General features: G+C 66.5%; 15 protein-coding genes and 6 pseudogenes. 11 read left to right on the top strand and 10 right to left on the bottom strand.

Features of this window, described 5'->3' with window-relative positions; genetic code table 11:
- Positions 1-58 precede the first annotated feature (58 nt).
- The 3 genes and pseudogenes from ACFV7Q_RS10920 to ACFV7Q_RS10910 all read left to right on the top strand — a co-directional run bounded on the left by ACFV7Q_RS10920 (position 59) and on the right by ACFV7Q_RS10910 (position 2,594).
- Positions 59-1,006, top strand: a complete 948-nt coding sequence (locus tag ACFV7Q_RS10920; RefSeq protein WP_385426559.1) for an AraC family transcriptional regulator — start codon at positions 59-61, stop codon at positions 1,004-1,006.
- A gap of 78 nt (positions 1,007-1,084) precedes the next feature.
- A complete protein-coding gene (locus tag ACFV7Q_RS10915; RefSeq protein ID WP_385426556.1) occupies positions 1,085-1,210 on the top strand; it encodes a hypothetical protein in 126 nt (41 codons plus the stop codon).
- Between the two features lie 114 nt (positions 1,211-1,324).
- Positions 1,325-2,594: pseudogene (locus ACFV7Q_RS10910) on the top strand (IS701 family transposase).
- 83 nt (positions 2,595-2,677) lie between these two features.
- Here ACFV7Q_RS10910 and ACFV7Q_RS10905 read toward each other — a convergent pair.
- From ACFV7Q_RS10905 to ACFV7Q_RS10895, 3 genes are read right to left on the bottom strand one after another with little or no spacing between them, the layout of a single operon-like run.
- The gene (locus ACFV7Q_RS10905; RefSeq protein WP_385426554.1) at positions 2,678-2,989 is read right to left on the bottom strand and encodes a hypothetical protein; all 312 of its coding nucleotides are present in this window, start codon (positions 2,987-2,989) and stop codon (positions 2,678-2,680) included.
- The gene (locus ACFV7Q_RS10900; RefSeq protein WP_385426551.1) at positions 2,986-4,128 is read right to left on the bottom strand and encodes a polymorphic toxin type 44 domain-containing protein; all 1,143 of its coding nucleotides are present in this window, start codon (positions 4,126-4,128) and stop codon (positions 2,986-2,988) included. Before ACFV7Q_RS10900 ends, ACFV7Q_RS10905 begins: the two co-directional genes overlap by 4 nt.
- 34 nt (positions 4,129-4,162) lie before the next feature.
- Positions 4,163-4,570, bottom strand: coding sequence for a hypothetical protein (locus ACFV7Q_RS10895; protein ID WP_385426548.1), 408 nt, complete (start codon positions 4,568-4,570; stop codon positions 4,163-4,165).
- A gap of 372 nt (positions 4,571-4,942) precedes the next feature.
- Here ACFV7Q_RS10895 and ACFV7Q_RS10890 point away from each other — a divergent pair.
- The 6 genes and pseudogenes from ACFV7Q_RS10890 (at position 4,943) to ACFV7Q_RS10865 (ending at position 10,820) form a co-directional block, all read left to right on the top strand.
- Positions 4,943-6,148, top strand: a pseudogene (locus tag ACFV7Q_RS10890) (IS3 family transposase).
- A 510-nt stretch (positions 6,149-6,658) separates the two neighbouring features.
- Positions 6,659-6,950 (top strand): annotated as a pseudogene (locus tag ACFV7Q_RS10885) (hypothetical protein).
- A gap of 78 nt (positions 6,951-7,028) precedes the next feature.
- Positions 7,029-7,339, top strand: a pseudogene (locus ACFV7Q_RS10880) (pore-forming ESAT-6 family protein).
- 140 nt (positions 7,340-7,479) lie between these two features.
- Complete coding sequence (locus tag ACFV7Q_RS10875) at positions 7,480-7,812, top strand: DUF6507 family protein (protein WP_385426721.1); 333 nt, start codon at positions 7,480-7,482, stop codon at positions 7,810-7,812.
- A 520-nt stretch (positions 7,813-8,332) separates the two neighbouring features.
- The gene (locus ACFV7Q_RS10870; RefSeq protein ID WP_385426545.1) at positions 8,333-10,186 is read left to right on the top strand and encodes a hypothetical protein; all 1,854 of its coding nucleotides are present in this window, start codon (positions 8,333-8,335) and stop codon (positions 10,184-10,186) included.
- Positions 10,161-10,820 carry a pentapeptide repeat-containing protein gene (locus ACFV7Q_RS10865; RefSeq protein ID WP_385426542.1) on the top strand — a complete coding sequence of 220 codons (660 nt, stop codon included), beginning with the start codon at positions 10,161-10,163 and terminating at the stop codon, positions 10,818-10,820. The genes ACFV7Q_RS10870 and ACFV7Q_RS10865 overlap by 26 nt, the downstream gene beginning before the upstream one ends.
- A 144-nt stretch (positions 10,821-10,964) precedes the next feature.
- On the opposite strand, the pseudogene ACFV7Q_RS10860 reads toward ACFV7Q_RS10865, so the two are convergent.
- From ACFV7Q_RS10860 to ACFV7Q_RS10845, 4 genes and pseudogenes are all read right to left on the bottom strand, one after another.
- Positions 10,965-11,235: pseudogene (locus ACFV7Q_RS10860) on the bottom strand (transposase); the annotation flags it as partial.
- A gap of 18 nt (positions 11,236-11,253) precedes the next feature.
- Complete coding sequence (locus tag ACFV7Q_RS10855; protein WP_385426540.1) at positions 11,254-11,820, bottom strand: transposase; 567 nt, start codon at positions 11,818-11,820, stop codon at positions 11,254-11,256.
- Positions 11,736-12,014 carry a winged helix-turn-helix domain-containing protein gene (locus ACFV7Q_RS10850; protein WP_385426538.1) on the bottom strand — a complete coding sequence of 93 codons (279 nt, stop codon included), beginning with the start codon at positions 12,012-12,014 and terminating at the stop codon, positions 11,736-11,738. The genes ACFV7Q_RS10855 and ACFV7Q_RS10850 overlap by 85 nt, the downstream gene beginning before the upstream one ends.
- Positions 12,002-12,277, bottom strand: coding sequence for a helix-turn-helix domain-containing protein (locus tag ACFV7Q_RS10845; protein WP_385426718.1), 276 nt, complete (start codon positions 12,275-12,277; stop codon positions 12,002-12,004). The genes ACFV7Q_RS10850 and ACFV7Q_RS10845 overlap by 13 nt, the downstream gene beginning before the upstream one ends.
- A 303-nt stretch (positions 12,278-12,580) precedes the next feature.
- Here ACFV7Q_RS10845 and ACFV7Q_RS10840 point away from each other — a divergent pair, with 303 nt between their 5' ends.
- Both ACFV7Q_RS10840 and ACFV7Q_RS10835 read left to right on the top strand, forming a co-directional pair.
- A complete protein-coding gene (locus ACFV7Q_RS10840) occupies positions 12,581-12,928 on the top strand; it encodes a GntR family transcriptional regulator (RefSeq protein ID WP_385426535.1) in 348 nt (115 codons plus the stop codon).
- Entirely contained in the window at positions 12,925-13,899 is a 975-nt protein-coding gene (locus ACFV7Q_RS10835; RefSeq protein ID WP_385426533.1) for a DUF1648 domain-containing protein, read from the top strand. The genes ACFV7Q_RS10840 and ACFV7Q_RS10835 overlap by 4 nt, the downstream gene beginning before the upstream one ends.
- Positions 13,900-13,947: 48 nt before the next feature.
- Here ACFV7Q_RS10835 and ACFV7Q_RS10830 read toward each other — a convergent pair.
- The 3 genes and pseudogenes from ACFV7Q_RS10830 to ACFV7Q_RS10820 all read right to left on the bottom strand — a co-directional run.
- Positions 13,948-14,451: pseudogene (locus ACFV7Q_RS10830) on the bottom strand (IS5 family transposase); the annotation flags it as partial.
- Between the two features lie 6 nt (positions 14,452-14,457).
- Entirely contained in the window at positions 14,458-14,967 is a 510-nt protein-coding gene (locus tag ACFV7Q_RS10825) for a hypothetical protein (protein WP_385426530.1), read from the bottom strand.
- A gap of 572 nt (positions 14,968-15,539) precedes the next feature.
- Positions 15,540-15,662: a hypothetical protein gene (locus ACFV7Q_RS10820; protein WP_385426527.1), complete on the bottom strand. Its 123-nt coding sequence runs from the start codon at positions 15,660-15,662 to the stop codon at positions 15,540-15,542.
- Between the last annotated feature and the right edge of the window lie 241 nt (positions 15,663-15,903).

Raw genomic sequence — 15,903 nt, 5'->3', positions numbered from 1 at the left:
ACTTAAGATCTCGATTCCCTGTCATATCGTCTCGCCATACAGGCACTAGAGTGGCGCTATGGACATCCTGAGCGACACCCTCGAAGTGCTGCGCACGGGACGCCCGATGGTGACTCGCACCGACGCGCACGCCCCGTGGGCCCTGAAGTTCCAACCCATCTCAGGAGCCGGATTCCACGTGGTCGTGGAAGGGCACTGCCACCTGCTGCCACCGCACGGCCAACCGCTCGCGCTCGGACCCGGCGACATCGTGTTCCTGCAGCGCGGCAGCGGACACACCCTGTGCGACGTGCCGGACCGCGATCCGGTGGACTTCGTACCGGAGCGCGTGGACCGTTCCTCGCCCATCGGCCAGGTCACCGTGGACGGACCAGGGCCGCACACGGTGCTGGTGTGCGGCGCGTACGCGATCGACGTTGATCGCCCGCATCCGCTGTTCAGTGACCTACCGGAGGTCATCCACCTCCCCGCGGTTCCCGGCCGCCACCCGGTGCTGCGCTCGGCGGTCGATCAGCTGTGCGCCGAGTTCCACGCGCCGCAGCCGGGCTCGGACGCGGTCGTCACGGCGCTCATCGATCTGCTGCTGCTGTACATCCTCCGGTCGTGGTACGCCGAACTACCGAAGGAGCGGACACGGGGTTGGGCGGCCGCCCTGACCGACCCGGCAGTCGCCCCGGCCCTGAAGGCGATCCACGACGATCCCGGCCATCCCTGGACCGTGGAGTCTCTGGGGACCCGAGCCGGACTGTCCCGCGCGGCGTTCGCCCGCCGCTTCGCCTCGGTGGTCGGCGAGCCGCCGTTGACCTACCTGACCAACTGGCGGATGGCCACCGCGGCGCGGTTGCTGCACCAATCGCCGACCCCGCTGAGCACAATCGCGCAGCACACGGGGTACACGTCGGAGTTCGCCTTCGCCAAAGCCTTCAAACGACACTTCGGGTCACCGCCGGGAGCCTACCGCAAGCAGGCCAAGACGGCAGGCGACGAACCAGGCGGATACAACTGACGGTGAGGGCCAGGACATCACCGCAGCGGATTGGGAAGCGGTGGTCGCTGCTGATCCGGGCCTCGCGGTGGCCCCGATGTGGTGGAGCGCCGGGCGGATCGTGTCCAAGAACCCAGCGATGCGGTGATCGCGACGATGCGCGAGGCGGCGGAGGTTCTGGAGGCGAAGGTCCAGGTTGACGACGGCGATTACTACGACGCCTGATGCGTGCGGCCACCGCGAGATGATCAAGGGTTTGTGTGGACTCTTGAAGATCGTGCGGTGGCCGCGGGCCGTAGCGTAGACCCTGCTCGATGGCAGGCGTTGCTCGACCAGGCCTTGGCTCGGATTGAGGGCCTGTTCGGTCGAGTGGAGCCTCGGGCCGCGGCCCGCGCCTATCTGCTCGGGTTGCTGTCCGGGACCGAGCGCAAGAACTGCTGGCAGCTGGCGGAGCACGCCGGCCTTAGCCGTCCCGGTCCGATGCAGCGGCTGCTGCGGTCCGCCTGTTGGGACGCGGGTGCGGCGCGCGACGAGGTCCGCCGCTACGTCGTGGACCATCTCGGTGCCGGTGACGGTGTTTTGACCGTGGATGAGACGGGCTTCCTGAAGAAGGGTCGTGGTTCGGCGGGTGTCCAGCGGCAGTACACCGGAACCGCCGGGCGGATCGAGAACAGCCAAATGGGCGTTTTCCTCGCCTACGCCTCCAGTAGAGGGCGGGCGTTGATCGACCGCCGTCTCTACCTGCCCGAACACACATGGAGCCGGGACTCCGAGCGGCGCCGCAGGGCCGGAGTACCCGAGGACGTCGTCTTCACGACCAAGCCCCGTCTCGCCCTGCAGATGATCGAGCAGGCGTTGGATGCCGGAGTGAGCACGTCGTGGGTGACCGGCGACGAGGCCTACCGTCAGGACCCCGGCCTGCGGGCCGGGCTGGAGGCCCGCGGGGTCGGCTACGTGCTGGCGGTGTCCTGCGCGACCAGAGTGCGGATCAACCAGGGCCGCACGGCGATCCGCGCGGACGAGGCCGCCTTTCGCCTGCCCGCCTCGGCCTGGCACCGGCAGAGCGCCGGCTCCGGGGCGAAGGGGCCCCGCTACTACGACTGGGCCTGGGTGCACATCGGCACTGACGAGCACCGCCACCTGCTGATTCGCCGCAATCCCGCCACCGGCGAGCTCGCCTTCTACCTGTGCTGGTCGCCCCGGATCGTGCCGCTGTCGGAGCTCGTGCGCGTCGCCGGTACTCGCTGGTGCATCGAAGAGTGCTTCCAGGCGGCCAAGGGTCAGGTCGGCCTGGACCACTACCAGGTCCGCTACTGGACAGCCTGGCACCGGCACGTCACTCTGGCCATGCTCGCACTCGCGTTCCTTGCCGCGGCAGTCGACGACGCGAGGCCGACCAGGCGTGCGGATCCGAGCCGCCCGGCCCGAAGCGGAGACCCGGTCGACCTGACCGTCCCGGAGATCCGCCGCCTGATCGGCGCACTGTTCAGCCCGCCGATCACAGCCCTGAACGCCCCTCCTGCACTGGTCGAACTGGCGCAGAAGCCACCAAGCCTCGGCACGTCGCAGCCATTACAGGCAGCGGCTCTCCGCCCCCTCCAGCGCGTAGATCGCGAAGTCACACTGGAGTACTAGGGGGTGTTTGATGAGGGCCCCGGCACTGGTGCGACCGGTTCCAGCCGGGGCCTCTCGTCAGCAGCGGTAGCCGTTAGGGACCTGAAGCAGAGCCACGAAGATCCAAACCATGACTGCGGCGCCGGCCGTGCCACCCAGGAGGGCGACCGTGATGTTCCAGCGTCCTACGTACCCGATGAGCACCCCCCACCACACCGCTGCCGTGATCGCGAGCAGAGCTCCGTAGAAGATCAGGGCGAGCCCGTTGGCCGCGCCGTTTACCCCTACATCGCACGCCCTCCAGGCGGCTGCCAGCAGCATCGACCCGAGCACACCGGTGGCCAGACCGGCCAGCGGTGCGACCACACAGCCCCATTGCCCCCGGGTCACTTCCGTGTCCTGACCTGCGGAACGTTCTCGCCGTTGCGCTGTGCTTGCTCCATCTGGTCCATCGCGTCGTTGATTCCTTGCCGGAGCTGTTCCTCGGTCAGGTTGTCGCCGTATTTGTTGTAGAGGTCGATGCCGACGCGCATCGTGATCTGATCGCCTTGGTCGTCGTCCCCGGTGATCAGCGTTTCGCCAAGGGAGGCGCCTTTGATCAGAGTGTCCGCATCGAATCCGGCTGCTCGGCCGACGTAGCCGTAGTGGACGTTGGAGTAGATGTCGTAGAAGACTTCGCGGTTCGCTCCGGGCTGTTTGAAGTAGTAGTCGTCAAGCGTTTGGAGGTTGTATCGCTCCTGTAGTTGCGGCTTGTGATCCCAGTCTTGCCCCGGCGCGACCTTGACGCCCCACATAGTCAGCGCCGTGTTGATATCGGAACCGTAGTTGCGCCCGAATTCGTACCACTCGGGTTTGTCCAGCAGGGATCGTATCTGTTCGACCGTGTCCGACTTCGCGTTCCGCTTCATCTCCTCGAAGATCCACTTCTCGGCGTCAGTGAACTTCTGCTCACTCCGCGCCGATCCTGTAGGCGGGATGCCGGGACTGGCCGAGGCGTTGAAACCGCCGGTGGTGCCGTCGAGGATGTTCCCGTCCACGACCACGGCTTCGAGTGCCTGTTTGACGGCCTTGTCGAACTCGTCCATGGCCCTCACCGCCGCAGCGATGTGTGCGGTCCAGGATTCCTCCACGTTCTTCAGGTCGGGGTCGCGTCGCAGGGTCCGAGCCTGTGCAGGGTCCTCTACTCGAGTGAAGTCGAAGGTCGCGCGTCCGGCTGCGGAGACCGCCATGCCTGCGGCGACTGCGTCGTCCCGCGCCGATTCGACCTTCTTCTTCAGGTCCGCGAAGCCGGTGTGCGCGTCTGTCAGAATCTTGGCTATCGCCTTAGCCTCGGTCTGCGCCGACTTGTACTCGCGCCGAGTCGTTGCAAATTTTGTCTGTGCCGTTTCAACGCTCAACCCGAGCCAGTTCTGGCCCAAGGTGATTTTTTGGACCGTATCCCCGTAACGCTCCTCCACCTTCGACAGGTCAGCGGCCATGGATTGCCACTTTTCGGCAGCTGCTTTAAGGACGCTTAGGTCGGTCGTCATGATTTCCTGGTATGTCAACATGCGCCGGATCCCCTTACAGTCCTTCGAGCTTGGATTTTGGGCCCAGCGCGCGGAGCTCGTCGCCCGTGCGTACGTCGTTTCGTACGAACAGGCCCGAGGTACTGCGCAGGGATGCCTTTTCGGCGCTTAAGCGCCCCATTAACGCCTTCGCCTGCTGGTCCCAGGTCTCCGCCACCTTTTTCAGGCCGGAAGCCGTAGCCCAGCCATCGAGGCTCTGTGCTGCCGCGCTCGTGTTCTCTTTCGCGCTGTCCGTGGCCTTCTTGGTGTTGGGCTCTAGCTCGGTCTCGATGGTGTTCGCGGCAGTATTCTTCTCCGCCGGCGTCGAACCGAATATGCTTCCGCCGCCCGGAGCCGGGGGGCTGGCCGGTGCACCATCTACGCCGTTCAGCTTTGTTGCTGTGTGATCGGCGTCTCCTGACATGCTCATCCTCCCCTGTTCCCCTTGTTTGATCATATGCGGCAGCCCATGCGCCTCAGCCAGGATTACGGTCAGAAGTGTCCGTAAATAGCCGTTGCGCGCGTGGCACGCTGTAGCTGCTGGAGAGTCAGGGTGGAGCCCCCACTGAGTGGATGCCGCCACCGCACCCGGTGTGCATCCACTACGTGGTGGCGCGGCTACCAGTGCGCGGCGGGTCCGGAGTGCACCGCGTGGGCCGGCACCGGGCGCTCGTCGCGCATCGCCTCCAGGGTGTCGGCGGTGTCCACAGTGCCGGGGTACGGGATGACGTGAGGCTGATCCTTTGGAGTGGACACCCTGACAATGGATCTTGATGGTCCAGGGAGGGATGTCCAGGTGGGACGCAGGTCTCCGTATCCGGAGGAGTTCAGGAAGGACGCAATCGCTCTCTACCGTGCCGCTGCCGGGAAGAGGACCTACGCGGTCGTGGCCGCGGATCTCGGCATCACCGCAGAGTCGCTGCGGATGTGGGTGCGCAAGGACGAGTCCCAGGCCGTGCCCGGACGCTGTGACACGGGCGGCGAGGCGGATGAGCTGGCCCGGCTTCGGGCGGAGAACGCCCGGCTGCTGAAGGCCGAGAAAGAGTGGCACCTCGAGCGGGAGATCCTGCGCCAGGCAGCCGCCTATTTCGCACGGGAGGTGAAGTGAGCCCTCACCGCTGGAATTCATCTCTGACAACCGCGCCGACTTCGGCGTCAAGCGGATCTGTCGGGTGCTCGGAGCCTCCCGCGCCGGCTTCTACCGCCATCTGGCCACCGGGCAGGCCCGCGCCGAGCGCCAGGCCGAGGAGAAGCGGACTGTGAGCGGAACCGAACCATCCACGCCGAGCACGATGGCGCCTATGGTGCCCCGCGCGTCCACGCTGAGCTGCGGGCGAGGGGGCAGCGGATCAACCGCAAGCGTGTGACCCGGCTGATGCGGGTCAACCACATCGTCGGCCGGCACCTGCGGAAGACGAAGCGGACGACGATCCCGGACAAGACCGCGCCGCCCGTGCCGGACCTGGTGATGCGCGATCTCACCGCGGACACGCTGAACACCAGGTGGTGCGGCGACATCACCTACATAGCCGTCGGCGCGGGCTGGCTCTACCTCGCCACCGTGATCGACATCTGCTCGCGAAAGGTGGTGGGCTGGTCGATCGCCGATCACATGCGCACCTCGCTGGTCACCGACGCGATCGAGATGGCCGTGGCCGCCCGCGGCGGTCGGGTGGACGGCGTCGTTTTCCACACCGACAGGGGCGCGCAGTACAGCGCGGCCGCCTTCGCCGACGTCTGCCGCCGGCACGGCATCCTCCGCAGCATGGGCCGCGTCGGCTCGAGCTACGACAACGCCCTCGCTGAGTCGTTCTTCCAGGGCCTCAAACGAGAACTGCTTCACGGAAGACGCTGGACCTCGAAGGCGCAGACACGGCTCGAGGTGTTCCGCTGGCTGTCGTACTACAACCGGCGCCGTCGGCACTCCGCCCTCGGCTACCTCACACCAGCCGAGTTCGAACAGCAGCTGATCACATCACGTACGCTGTCACTCGCCGCATGAGACCCGGTGTCCACTCCCCGGGATCAACCTCATGGTGGAGATGCCCTGGTCCGCCAACTCACCAGCCGCCATCACCGTGCTGTCCACAGCGGCGGGGTGGCCTCCGGCAGTCAGGGGCAGATCAAGGGCTACTCACGCCAAGATCGCCGTGTGCGCCCTTCAGGGTCGTCGCAGCGCGGATCCAGCCCAGGCGGGATGTCGGCCGTCAGCCTCGTCGTCCAGAGCGTCGTTGATGTCGCTCCGGGTCGAGCGCAGCGCGATGTGGCCGATCGCGGCGCCGAAGGGGATACAGAGAAGCAAGCTCTGCACTCGGCCGCCGCGATGGGCCGTCTGTTCGGCCGGCGCGGGGCGGAGTCGGAGGTGTGTGCGCCTGTGGGGCACCTCAATGAGTGCAGGTCTTTCGATTGTCATGTTTTTGTCACAGCTTGCTGTCTCATGTATGGCTACAGCAAGGCAAGTTGATCAAAACGTGCACACTTTCGATCATTCGTGGATGTGGGCGTGCGAGTGGTGAAGTTCGACATGGGGTCGACTGTCCTGACGACCCTGATGTCGGGGTCGAGGGTTTCGAGTACGGATCTGGGGACGCTGGTCCGGCTGCTGGTGCAGGCGGCGCAGCCGTTGGAGGGGAAGTTCAACGGTCAGGGCAAGGTGGCGTTCGACTCGTTCAAGGTGCGGGCGGGCGGTCGGCATCGCGAAGGAGCTGAACGCGTCGCTGGCGGCGATCCTCGGTGGTCAGTCGGGGATGGAGAGGGCGTTCTCCTCGGGTGACCAGGAGCAGGGTCAGAACGCGAAGACGTAGATGGCGTCGGCGAACTTCGACGCGGCCCGCTTCCGCGGCCGCTGATCTAACGCAACTACAACGGGGAGTGTGACTGTCATGGGTGCTGGTCAGGACCGTCGTTCGTACGACCCTGGTGCGTCGTCGGAGGCGCAGGGGAACATCCAGGGGGTGATCGACCAGCTGGAGTCGGTGATCGCCGCGCGGGACGCGCAGGTGAAGGCCGCGATGTCGGATTTCGAGGCGAACGGCGTCTTGGGGGAGTACACGCCAAGGAGCAGCGTTGGCACAACGCCTCCGAGGAACTGAAGAACATCATCCGGCTGCCGCGCTCGACGCTGGAGAAGAACGACGCGACGGCGCGCCAGACGCAGACGCGCGCGGAGGCAGCGGTCGACAACATCGGCTGAGCGGGCCGGGTGCGAACAGTAGGGGTTGCAGGGAACACAGATGACATCGTGGGATATCAAGCCGCAGGGTGTGCAGGGGCAGCTGAGGACTGTCGGGGGTAGCGCCGGTGCAGAAGGCTTTGGAGGCTTTGATCGCTTCTATGGGGCGTGCGGCTCAGTTCGCGGGCACGGCCGTGCCCGGGTCGGCGGCAGAGGTTGGGTCGCAGGGGCCGGTGGCGCCGGGTGTGTCGGCGTCTCCGTATCTGGGTCGGAAGGTGACGGGTCCGGTGGGGGCCGCTTTGGGGGAGTACCTGGAGAAGCGGCAGAAGGACATGACGTCGGTGGCCGAGCGGATCGAGGCCTGCGTTCTGGGTGCGGCGAAGGCGACGAACGAGTACCTCGAAGGGGACCTGGACCAGGCCAAGCAGGCCCAGGACGCGGCCAGGGCTGTCAACCTGCAGGTCCTGCGTGAGCAGCCGGGCGGCGCGAAGTGAGCGACAACGCGCCGGTCGATCCGGCGGAGGTGCCCGTCTTCACGGGCGACCTCGGGGAGTTGGACAAGGAGATCAAGGCGATCTCGTCGGGCGGGGCGGCGGTCTCGACGAAGGCGGGCGATGTCCACACGGGCTTCGGCGGCCTCCAGGCGTTCTATCAGGCTCCAGAGGCGGACCAGCTGTTCGCGACGACCAAGCCCGTCTCCGATTTCGGTCTGAAGATGAGCTCGGACATGTGCACCATCGCGGGTGCGCTGGGCACGTACGCCCGCGATGCCGAGCCGCTGGTGAACCGGCTGAAGACGCTGAAGAAGGAAGCAGAATCGTTTCGCGCGAAGGTTGCGGGAGACGACAAGTGGAACGAGGACGGCGATCTGACCGACGAGAACCTCGAGCGCCGCAACGCGATCGCCGAGGTCTGGTCCCAGTTCCACGACGTGGAGCGGGCTGCCCACGCCAAAATCGTCGCCCTTGTCGGCGGGCATGCGCGATCAAGGACGACGGCTCCCACGGCGAAGGCATGTACGGCTACGACGCCGAGGCCCTCAAGCAGGCGAAGTCCCTGCCGTGGGGCGACGCGGTGGAGGAGTCCGTTCCTGCCTGGCAGGTGTGGGAGCACATCTGGGACTTCGGCAAGGGCATCGTCGTCGATGGCGTCGGCGGCACCCTCAAGGGCTTGGGTGGCCTCGTCGGGCTCGACGGACTCGAAACGTTCAAGGCCTCGTGGACGGGCCTGGCCAAGCTGTCCACCGCTTCCGCGATCACCTCGATACCTGGTGTGGGCCCGCTGTTCCTCGCAGCCCCGGCCGACAAGCTGCCCTCGTGGCTGCGGGAGTCCCGCACGGCCATGAAGGAGACCGGCAAGGCGATGCTGGCCTGGGACCAGTGGAGTTCGAACCCTTCACGAGCCGCGGGCGCCGTCGTCTTCAACGTGATCACCACCGTCTGTACGGGTGGCAGTGGCGGTGCGGTCTCGGGCGCGGGCAAGGCCGGCGCGGTCGCCAGGGCGCTGTCCTTCGCCGGCAAGGCGGGCAAGGTTATCGACCCGATGACGTACGTCTTCAAGGGCGCGGGCGCGGGCATCTCCAAGATCGGCGATGTGATGAACACCCTGCGCGGCATGGGCAAGGTCGAGGCCCCGCAGATCAACATCGACGGCGCGCTCGCCCTCCCCGACGGCGCGAAGATGCTGCCGGACGGCACGATCCGCCTCCCCTCGGGCGCGGCGGTCCCGGACGGCGCGGTCAAGATCCCGGACGGCAGCATCAAACTTCCCGAGGGCACCACGACGTTCCCAGAAGGCACCATCAAATTGCCCAAGGCCGGCGCCGCGCAGTTCATGGACCCCGAAGGCAACCTCTACGACGCCAAGGGCAACATCACCCAACACGCCAACCAGGCCAGCACCGACATCGTCGGCACCCCGAAGGCCGGTGCCCCGAAGGCCGACACCCAGGCCACGGTCAAGACCCCCGACCGCGTCCTGACCGGCGTGGGCGGCCGGGCCGACAACGCCATCCGCCTCGGCAGCGACATATCCGACCCGGTCCACGCCGCCGACCACGCCCCCACCGGCCACGCGGACACCACCCCGGGCGGCAACGCCCACGACTTTGGCAAGGATCCCTCCGCGAGCCACGACGCCCCGGCCGGCAGCGGCCGCACGGAGGGCCCCGGCGGCAGCAGCTCTGAGACCACCTCTGGCGGCTACAGTGGGGATGCTGATGCCTCGCCCGCTCATCCTGGCGACGGCACGGGCCGGTTCGGCAACGGCGGAAACCACTCTGGTGCGGGTGCAGGATCAGACGGTGTCGGGAGTGACAGCCATCCTCCGGCCAACCGCCCGGATGGAGCCTCCGAGTCGCCGAATGGACCTACTCCCGCGCTGACTCCGGAAGAGCAGGCTGCGCACGCCCGGCACCTGGAAGACATCGAGCAGAGGCATACAGACGACTTCGACGAGTTGAAGCAGGATCCCGACCACAAGGGAAAGGTGAAGCCATCCGAGATGGACGAGGCTCGCCTTGCCCTCGACATGCGTGAGCAGGGCAAACTTCCGGCCGACATTCAGCGACCGCCGGGGGCGAACCAGGGCGATCTCTATTCGCCTGGCTCAGGTGAATTCTATGACATCAAGGGTGTGCACTCCGACTGGCCACCCCTTAACAATGTTCGCGACAAGTCGATGCCGTTCAAGGGTGCATACAATCCGGCAGACAATCAAGGATGGGTCCGGAAGCTGAAGGATCAAATCGAAGTTAGGCGTCGCATCGTTATTCTCGACATGCGAAACGCTAATCAGGCCGCTATTGATGACCTCGAAGCCATAGTGAAGCAGAACGGTTGGAGTGATCGCATTGTCTGGTATCCGTAACGGTGGACGAATCGTGAAGGCGCTCCCAGCCGATGCTCACGCAACTGCCGTCTTGAATGAGTGGGCAGCAGACAGTGAGTCTTTGTTGGACGTGGCTGGGCTCGATCTGAGTGGAGCCGACATCTCGGGCGCCGACCTCGCCAACGGACTATTCACGGAGTCCGTCCTTCGCGGTGTAAATTTGTCTGGCGCTGATCTGTATCGTTCTCACATGGAGGGGGCCGAACTCAGTGAGGCAGATCTTTCCGGAGCCACGCTCGTGAAGACTGTGCTGGATGAATCTTCGCTGATTCGTGCAAATTTGGACCGAGCTGACCTCGGAAGTTCGGAAATGTGGTCAGTTGATGCTCGAGAAGCATCCTTCCGACACGCGAAACTTGATGGGGCCGGACTGCTCAATGTGAAACTTCAGGGCGCGGACCTATCGAATGCAAGCGTTCAGCAAACTTCATTCCAGGTCGTCATGGATGAACAGACAGTAGTGCTGGGACTGGCAGGGACGGTGTTCGGTCCAGCTTCGGTTGTTGAAGGAGACGAATTGCGGGAGCTCGCCGGAGTCGATCTCGAAGTCTGGCTTAACAGCCGCGGTGCACACGTTCAAGTCCTGTCTCCTCAAGGGCCGCAAGGACAGTGAACCTCTTTCATCCTGTGTTTTCGCAGGTGAGGAGGGTGTGGATCGCAGCAACGATGCGGCTGATGCGGTTGGTGGAGTAACGGGCCCGGCGGAGGACGCGCCAGGCTTGCAGCAGTGCGAAGGCGCGTTCGCCCGGTGCTCGGAGGTGATGCGGCGGGTCATGAGGGTGATGGCGGCCCAGGTGATGAGGGCTTCGCTGTGTTGAACGAGTCGTTCGTAGTCTCTTGCATGGGGGCGGGCGTGCATCAGCCAGGCCAATGTGCGTTCGACGACCCACCTGCGGGGCAGGACGACGAATCCGGTGGCGTCCTATCCGGCTGACGGTCTTGATGGTGAGGCGGAGGTACTTCCTAGCCCAGTCGACGAGCTGTCCGGCGTAGGCGGAATCGGCCCAGACGATGGTGATCTCGGGGTGCATACTGACTTCGGCTCGTCAGGGTGACGCTGGGTCGTTGAGGGTCAGGCCGGTGCCGGCTATGAAGCCGTCGAGGGTGTCGGGCGGTACTGAAGGCGTTTGAGTCGGTTGCGGACGAGGGTTTCGAGTCGCTCGAGGGCCATGACGGCGAGGTTGGCCAAGGCTGCGTTTGACGTGTGCCCAGATGCCTTCGACCGGGTTCAGGTCAGGCGAGTAGGCGGGCAGCAGGAACACGGTCAGCCACGACCTCTCGGCGACGAGGTCCCGCATCCTGCGGGAAACGTGGGTGTTCAGCCGATCCCAGATCAGCACGATCGGCGCCCTGACCAGTTGATGGACGCCGTCGACCAGTGCGATGAAGTCCCGCTCGCTCATGCTGCGGCGCTTGCCCTTGCCCACGGGGTGGGTCCGCAGACGATGGCGCAGCCGGGTCCGGGAACCTGGCCGCATGGCGATCAGCCCGGCCACCGACAACCGTCCCGAGCGGCGCCCGCTCACCGTCACGACCGGCGTGATACCGCGACGGCCCCAGGTCCGTCCCCGGGGCGGCCGTCGGGTGAAGCCCGCTTCGTCCTCGAAACACACGTAGCCCCCGCAGGCCGCCCTGGCCCTTTTACCTCCGCCCAGGTCGCCTCCTTCCACACGCTCACGGCCTGCTCGTCACGCTCGGCGACCCGCCGCGCGGGCACCTGTGGGCTGAACCCGAGCCGGTGCATCAAGCGGGTGGCACCCGAGACGCTGTGGGAGACGTGGAACTTCCGGCCGATCAGCGTGGCCACCAGGGCGGCGGTCCACACCTGGTCCTCCACCCGGCCGTGCGCGGCCGACCCCTCCTCCCAAAACCCCGCCAGCTTCTCCAGGCAGTACGGCGACAGCCGACACCGCGATCCACTCGGTCCACGCGAGGCCAAAGCCGCAGCCCCGCCATCCCGCCATCCGGCCCCAACTGGTGCCACCGATACGCCGACTTGCGGCTCACCCGCAGACGCTGAGCGACCTCCGGCGGCTTGACCTCCTGCTCTAACAGCTCGGCCGCCTGCATTCGTACCGATTCACGGCGCTGACGCCCCGCGGCGGTCACCCGCCCCCATCCGCGTACCTCACACACCACGGATACAGCCACAGCGCCGGGCCCAGCACGGACTTCACGAAGAATCACCCCGACGAGCCGAAGTCAGTAAGCGGGCCACCCGGCACAAGCCGAGCACCGAACTCGTGCTCGTCCGCACGACGGCCTGCTGAATCATCCACCAGCCGAACACCCAGGCCGGCACGGCCCGACACCAATCGCGGGGCAACCCGTAAGCCCCACCATGACGCCGATAGTGCTATTGTCATTAGCATCATGCTGTTGAGACTGGACACCACGGACAGCCGCCCTCTTCACGAACAGGTGGCAGGAGCGATCCGGCGCGCCATCGCCGAGGGTGAATGCGCGCCAGGCGACCGGCTACCTCCCGCGCGGGACCTGTCCCGGGCGCTGGGGGTGAACGCAAACACTGTTTTGCGTGGCCTGCGCGCTCTACGGGACGAGGGAGTGCTGGAGTTCCGGCGCGGCCGCGGCGTCACCGTTGCCGAGGCCGCCGACCAGCGGTCGCAGCTGCTCGAGCGGGCGCGGCAGTTGGTGGCCGACGCGGCACACCTGGGATACAGCAAGAACGATCTCATCGAGATGATCAGGGGGCTTTCGTGACTGACCGTACGAAGACCAACGGCGCCCGGTGGGGCGCAGCTACATGGGGCGTTGGCGTGCTGGCCGTCCTGGCTGCTCTTCCCCCCGCCGCAAGCGGGCGCTTGCCGGATCGGCTCGCCACTCACTGGGACGGCGGGTCTCCAGACAGCTCGATGCCCCTGTGGGCAGTGGCGCTGTTCCCTGCACTGGCCTGGGCTGTTCTGGTGCTGTCCATCGCTTTCGCCGGCCGACGTGGGGGATCCCCCTCGGGGGCGTGGGCGGGCGCTTCGCTGCTGTTCGGCGGGGTTTTCCTCGCAGGCGCCCAGGCGTCGATCGTGCGGGCAAATCTGGACCGGACCGACTGGAAGGACGCCGCTTCGGTTGGCGGGGGAGTGGCGATCACGGCTGTCGTTGCGGTGGCAGCTGGCGCACTCGGCTGGCTGGCTGGCCGACGCGCGCTCCCCACTGCGCCGATCCGGCTCGCCGCGGGTGACGTCATGGAGATCCCGGCGGGCGAGCGTCGCGTCTGGCTCTCCCGCACCTCGAATCTCTGGTTCCACCTCATCGGCGCGATGACGGGCTTGGTGGCCGCGGCCGGCACGGTGGCGGCCGCGGGTGGCCTGCTCGGTGTGCAGTGGGCGCTGATCGCTCCGTTCGCAATCGCCTCGCTCGCGATGTTCGCCTTCGCCTCGGTGCAAGCGCGGGTGACGGAGGCTGGGTTGGAGGTGGCTTTCGGCCCCCTGGGCTGGCCGGCGCGCCGTTGGGCGGCCGGTGACATCGTCTCGGCGCGCGTGGAGAACCGTGGGCCGGCGCATGTAGGCGGTTGGGGCTACCGGCTCAGCGGGCTTGGAACCACCGTCATGCTCCGGGCTGGCGAGTGTCTGGTCATTCACCCCCGTAAGGGCCCCGAGTTCGCTGTGAGCGTCGATGATGCCGAACGCGGCGCCGCACTCCTCAACGCCCTGTCCTCGAAGCAGCAAACAGGCGCATGAGCCGGACTTCCGCGGCCCCGGACTTCGCAGCTCGAGCCCGACGCGGCGTCTTCTCAAACTTTGGGCGTAGTCGTAGCCCTTGTCGGCGTGGAGCTTGGCGGGCTTGCGCCGTCGGCGCCCGCGGCGGGAGCGGATGGGCGGTATCCCGCGGACGAGGGGTTCGAGGGCCTTGCTGTCGTGCAGGTTCGCGCCCGAGATTCCCACGGAGAGAGGCAAACCGGTCCGCTCCGTGATTAAGTGGATCTTCGATCCGCACTTGCCCCGGTCGACAGGATTCGGACCTGTCAGGTCCCCTTTTCAGGGCCCGCATGTTCACCGAGTCGATCGCGCAGCGGGACCAGTCCAGCTCGCCGCGGGCACCGAGCTCGTCGAGCGCCACGCGGTGAAGCTTGGCCCACACCCGGGCCTTCGACCATTCGCTGAACCGCCGGTGGGCCGTCGCCCCTGACAGCCCGAAGGACGCTGTCGGCAGTTGCTGCCACGTGCAGCCCGATGTGGCCACGAACTCGATCGCCGCAGCACTTCCCGGTCACCATGCCGGCGCCGAGTTCCCACAGCTCATCCGGCACCAGCCGCTCGACAATCCGCACGAGCTGTCGCGTACGACTTGCTTGAGCAGTCGGCCTCGGTCCAGGTCGCCTGGAGGTCCCGGCAGATAATGGTGAGGGTGCCGCCCCAGCAGGCGATCTCGTGGCTGCAGCCGTCCCTGTGGGGCAGGATCTCGTCGAGAATCACAGTCCCGAGGTCCGTTCCGCGGTCCTCGTCGGCGGGATCGATGACGAAGCTGGATACTCCTGCGTAGCGGATCAGCAGGTCCTGGTCGTGCTTCCAGCAGTTGTGCTGGAACTCGACCGCCATCTCCTCACCGCCGACGCTCCGGACGGCATGAAGCGTCAGGTCCTTCACACATCGTCTGCTGCGGAAGTCGTAGTGATCCGCGTCAGTGGCGAAGGCCCGGGCGCCCGGCGGCAGGTCACCGGAGATCGAGAGCAGGTAGCTCAGGTAGTGAGACGGGTCCAAGGCCCCTGACAGGTCGCCGACCTGCGCATCGAGATTGACGTACTCCATCGACCTTCGCCCCCACTCACGGCTACCTACTGGCCGACGAATCGTCGCACAGACTCGCCAAATGGATGACGTCTAAGCGATGATCAAATCGAGGCCCTCGTGCCGGAGATGGCCGGCGATCTGGCGGCGGACCGCGGGGACCGACAGCCCGGCAGTCTTAGCCTGGGGGGGTGACCAGTTCGGGCTGGGCATCGGCCCGGATATCGGCGGCGACGTCGAGCAGGGCCGGGGGGACCTGGCCCGGTCCGTAGGTGCGGATCACTGTGTGCGTGCTGTGCAGGGAGTGGTCACCTCGTCCTCCTAGCTGCTGGCCGTGGTGGTACGGGCTCTGGCACAACTCCGTGCGCGGGACTGGATGCAGGCGACCCAACGGTCAACGAAACGCCCGAAGGGCGATATTCCGCCCCCATCTGGAGAACTCGCCGCCAGAAAAGAGAAGGAGGCGTCTTCGCCAGGAAGACACCTCCTCTCAGCCGTTGCCGGATGGGACCGCGAGTCACGCCCTGCCCAGCACCTCCGCGTACCCGGTGAGCGGACCTTCCTGGCCCCAGATCAAGTACCGGCTCCTCAAATCAGCGCGCTGTGTTGACCACCTCGGGCGTGAGTTCGCGGCTACCCGCCGCCGGGCGGACGCCGGTCAGCTCGGCCAGCACGGCGACCGGTAGGCCGAGCAGCGCGGCGAAGCCGCCGAGCATCTCTGCATCGAGCGGCTTGGCGCCTCACCCCCGCCGCGCCGATCGTCGAAGCCGCCTTACAGGCACCGGACAGCGTTGCGGTATGCCGACACCCTGTCCACTTTTCGACGGCTCACCGCCCCGCTACGGCCCGACACACCGCCGTGTCGTGGCGGTGAACGCCTTGCGCGCACCGGCGCCCCCGTGCGCCGCCGTCCTGCCGATCCCCCCGACCAGGGGGGCGGGGGACGCACGACACATA

The sequence above is a fragment of the Streptomyces sp. NPDC059851 genome (assembly GCF_042732005.1).
Lineage (GTDB): Bacteria > Actinomycetota > Actinomycetes > Streptomycetales > Streptomycetaceae > Streptomyces.
The sequence above is the reverse complement of the archived record's forward strand: the minus strand, read 5'-3'. Positions and strand labels throughout refer to the sequence as shown.

What these genes read in the sequence shown, in the direction of transcription:
- ACFV7Q_RS10875 (WP_385426721.1), top strand. Translation starts at nt 7,480, where the DNA reads ATGGGGCGTGCGGCTCAGTTCGCGGGCACGGCCGTGCCCGGGTCGGCG.
- ACFV7Q_RS10900 (WP_385426551.1), bottom strand. Translation starts at nt 4,128, where the DNA reads ATGACGACCGACCTAAGCGTCCTTAAAGCAGCTGCCGAAAAGTGGCAA.
- ACFV7Q_RS10870 (WP_385426545.1), top strand. Translation starts at nt 8,333, where the DNA reads ATGTACGGCTACGACGCCGAGGCCCTCAAGCAGGCGAAGTCCCTGCCG.
- ACFV7Q_RS10920 (WP_385426559.1), top strand. Translation starts at nt 59, where the DNA reads ATGGACATCCTGAGCGACACCCTCGAAGTGCTGCGCACGGGACGCCCG.
- ACFV7Q_RS10895 (WP_385426548.1), bottom strand. Translation starts at nt 4,570, where the DNA reads ATGTCAGGAGACGCCGATCACACAGCAACAAAGCTGAACGGCGTAGAT.
- ACFV7Q_RS10845 (WP_385426718.1), bottom strand. Translation starts at nt 12,277, where the DNA reads ATGCAGGCGGCCGAGCTGTTAGAGCAGGAGGTCAAGCCGCCGGAGGTC.
- ACFV7Q_RS10825 (WP_385426530.1), bottom strand. Translation starts at nt 14,967, where the DNA reads ATGGAGTACGTCAATCTCGATGCGCAGGTCGGCGACCTGTCAGGGGCC.
- ACFV7Q_RS10840 (WP_385426535.1), top strand. Translation starts at nt 12,581, where the DNA reads ATGCTGTTGAGACTGGACACCACGGACAGCCGCCCTCTTCACGAACAG.
- ACFV7Q_RS10820 (WP_385426527.1), bottom strand. Translation starts at nt 15,662, where the DNA reads ATGCTCGGCGGCTTCGCCGCGCTGCTCGGCCTACCGGTCGCCGTGCTG.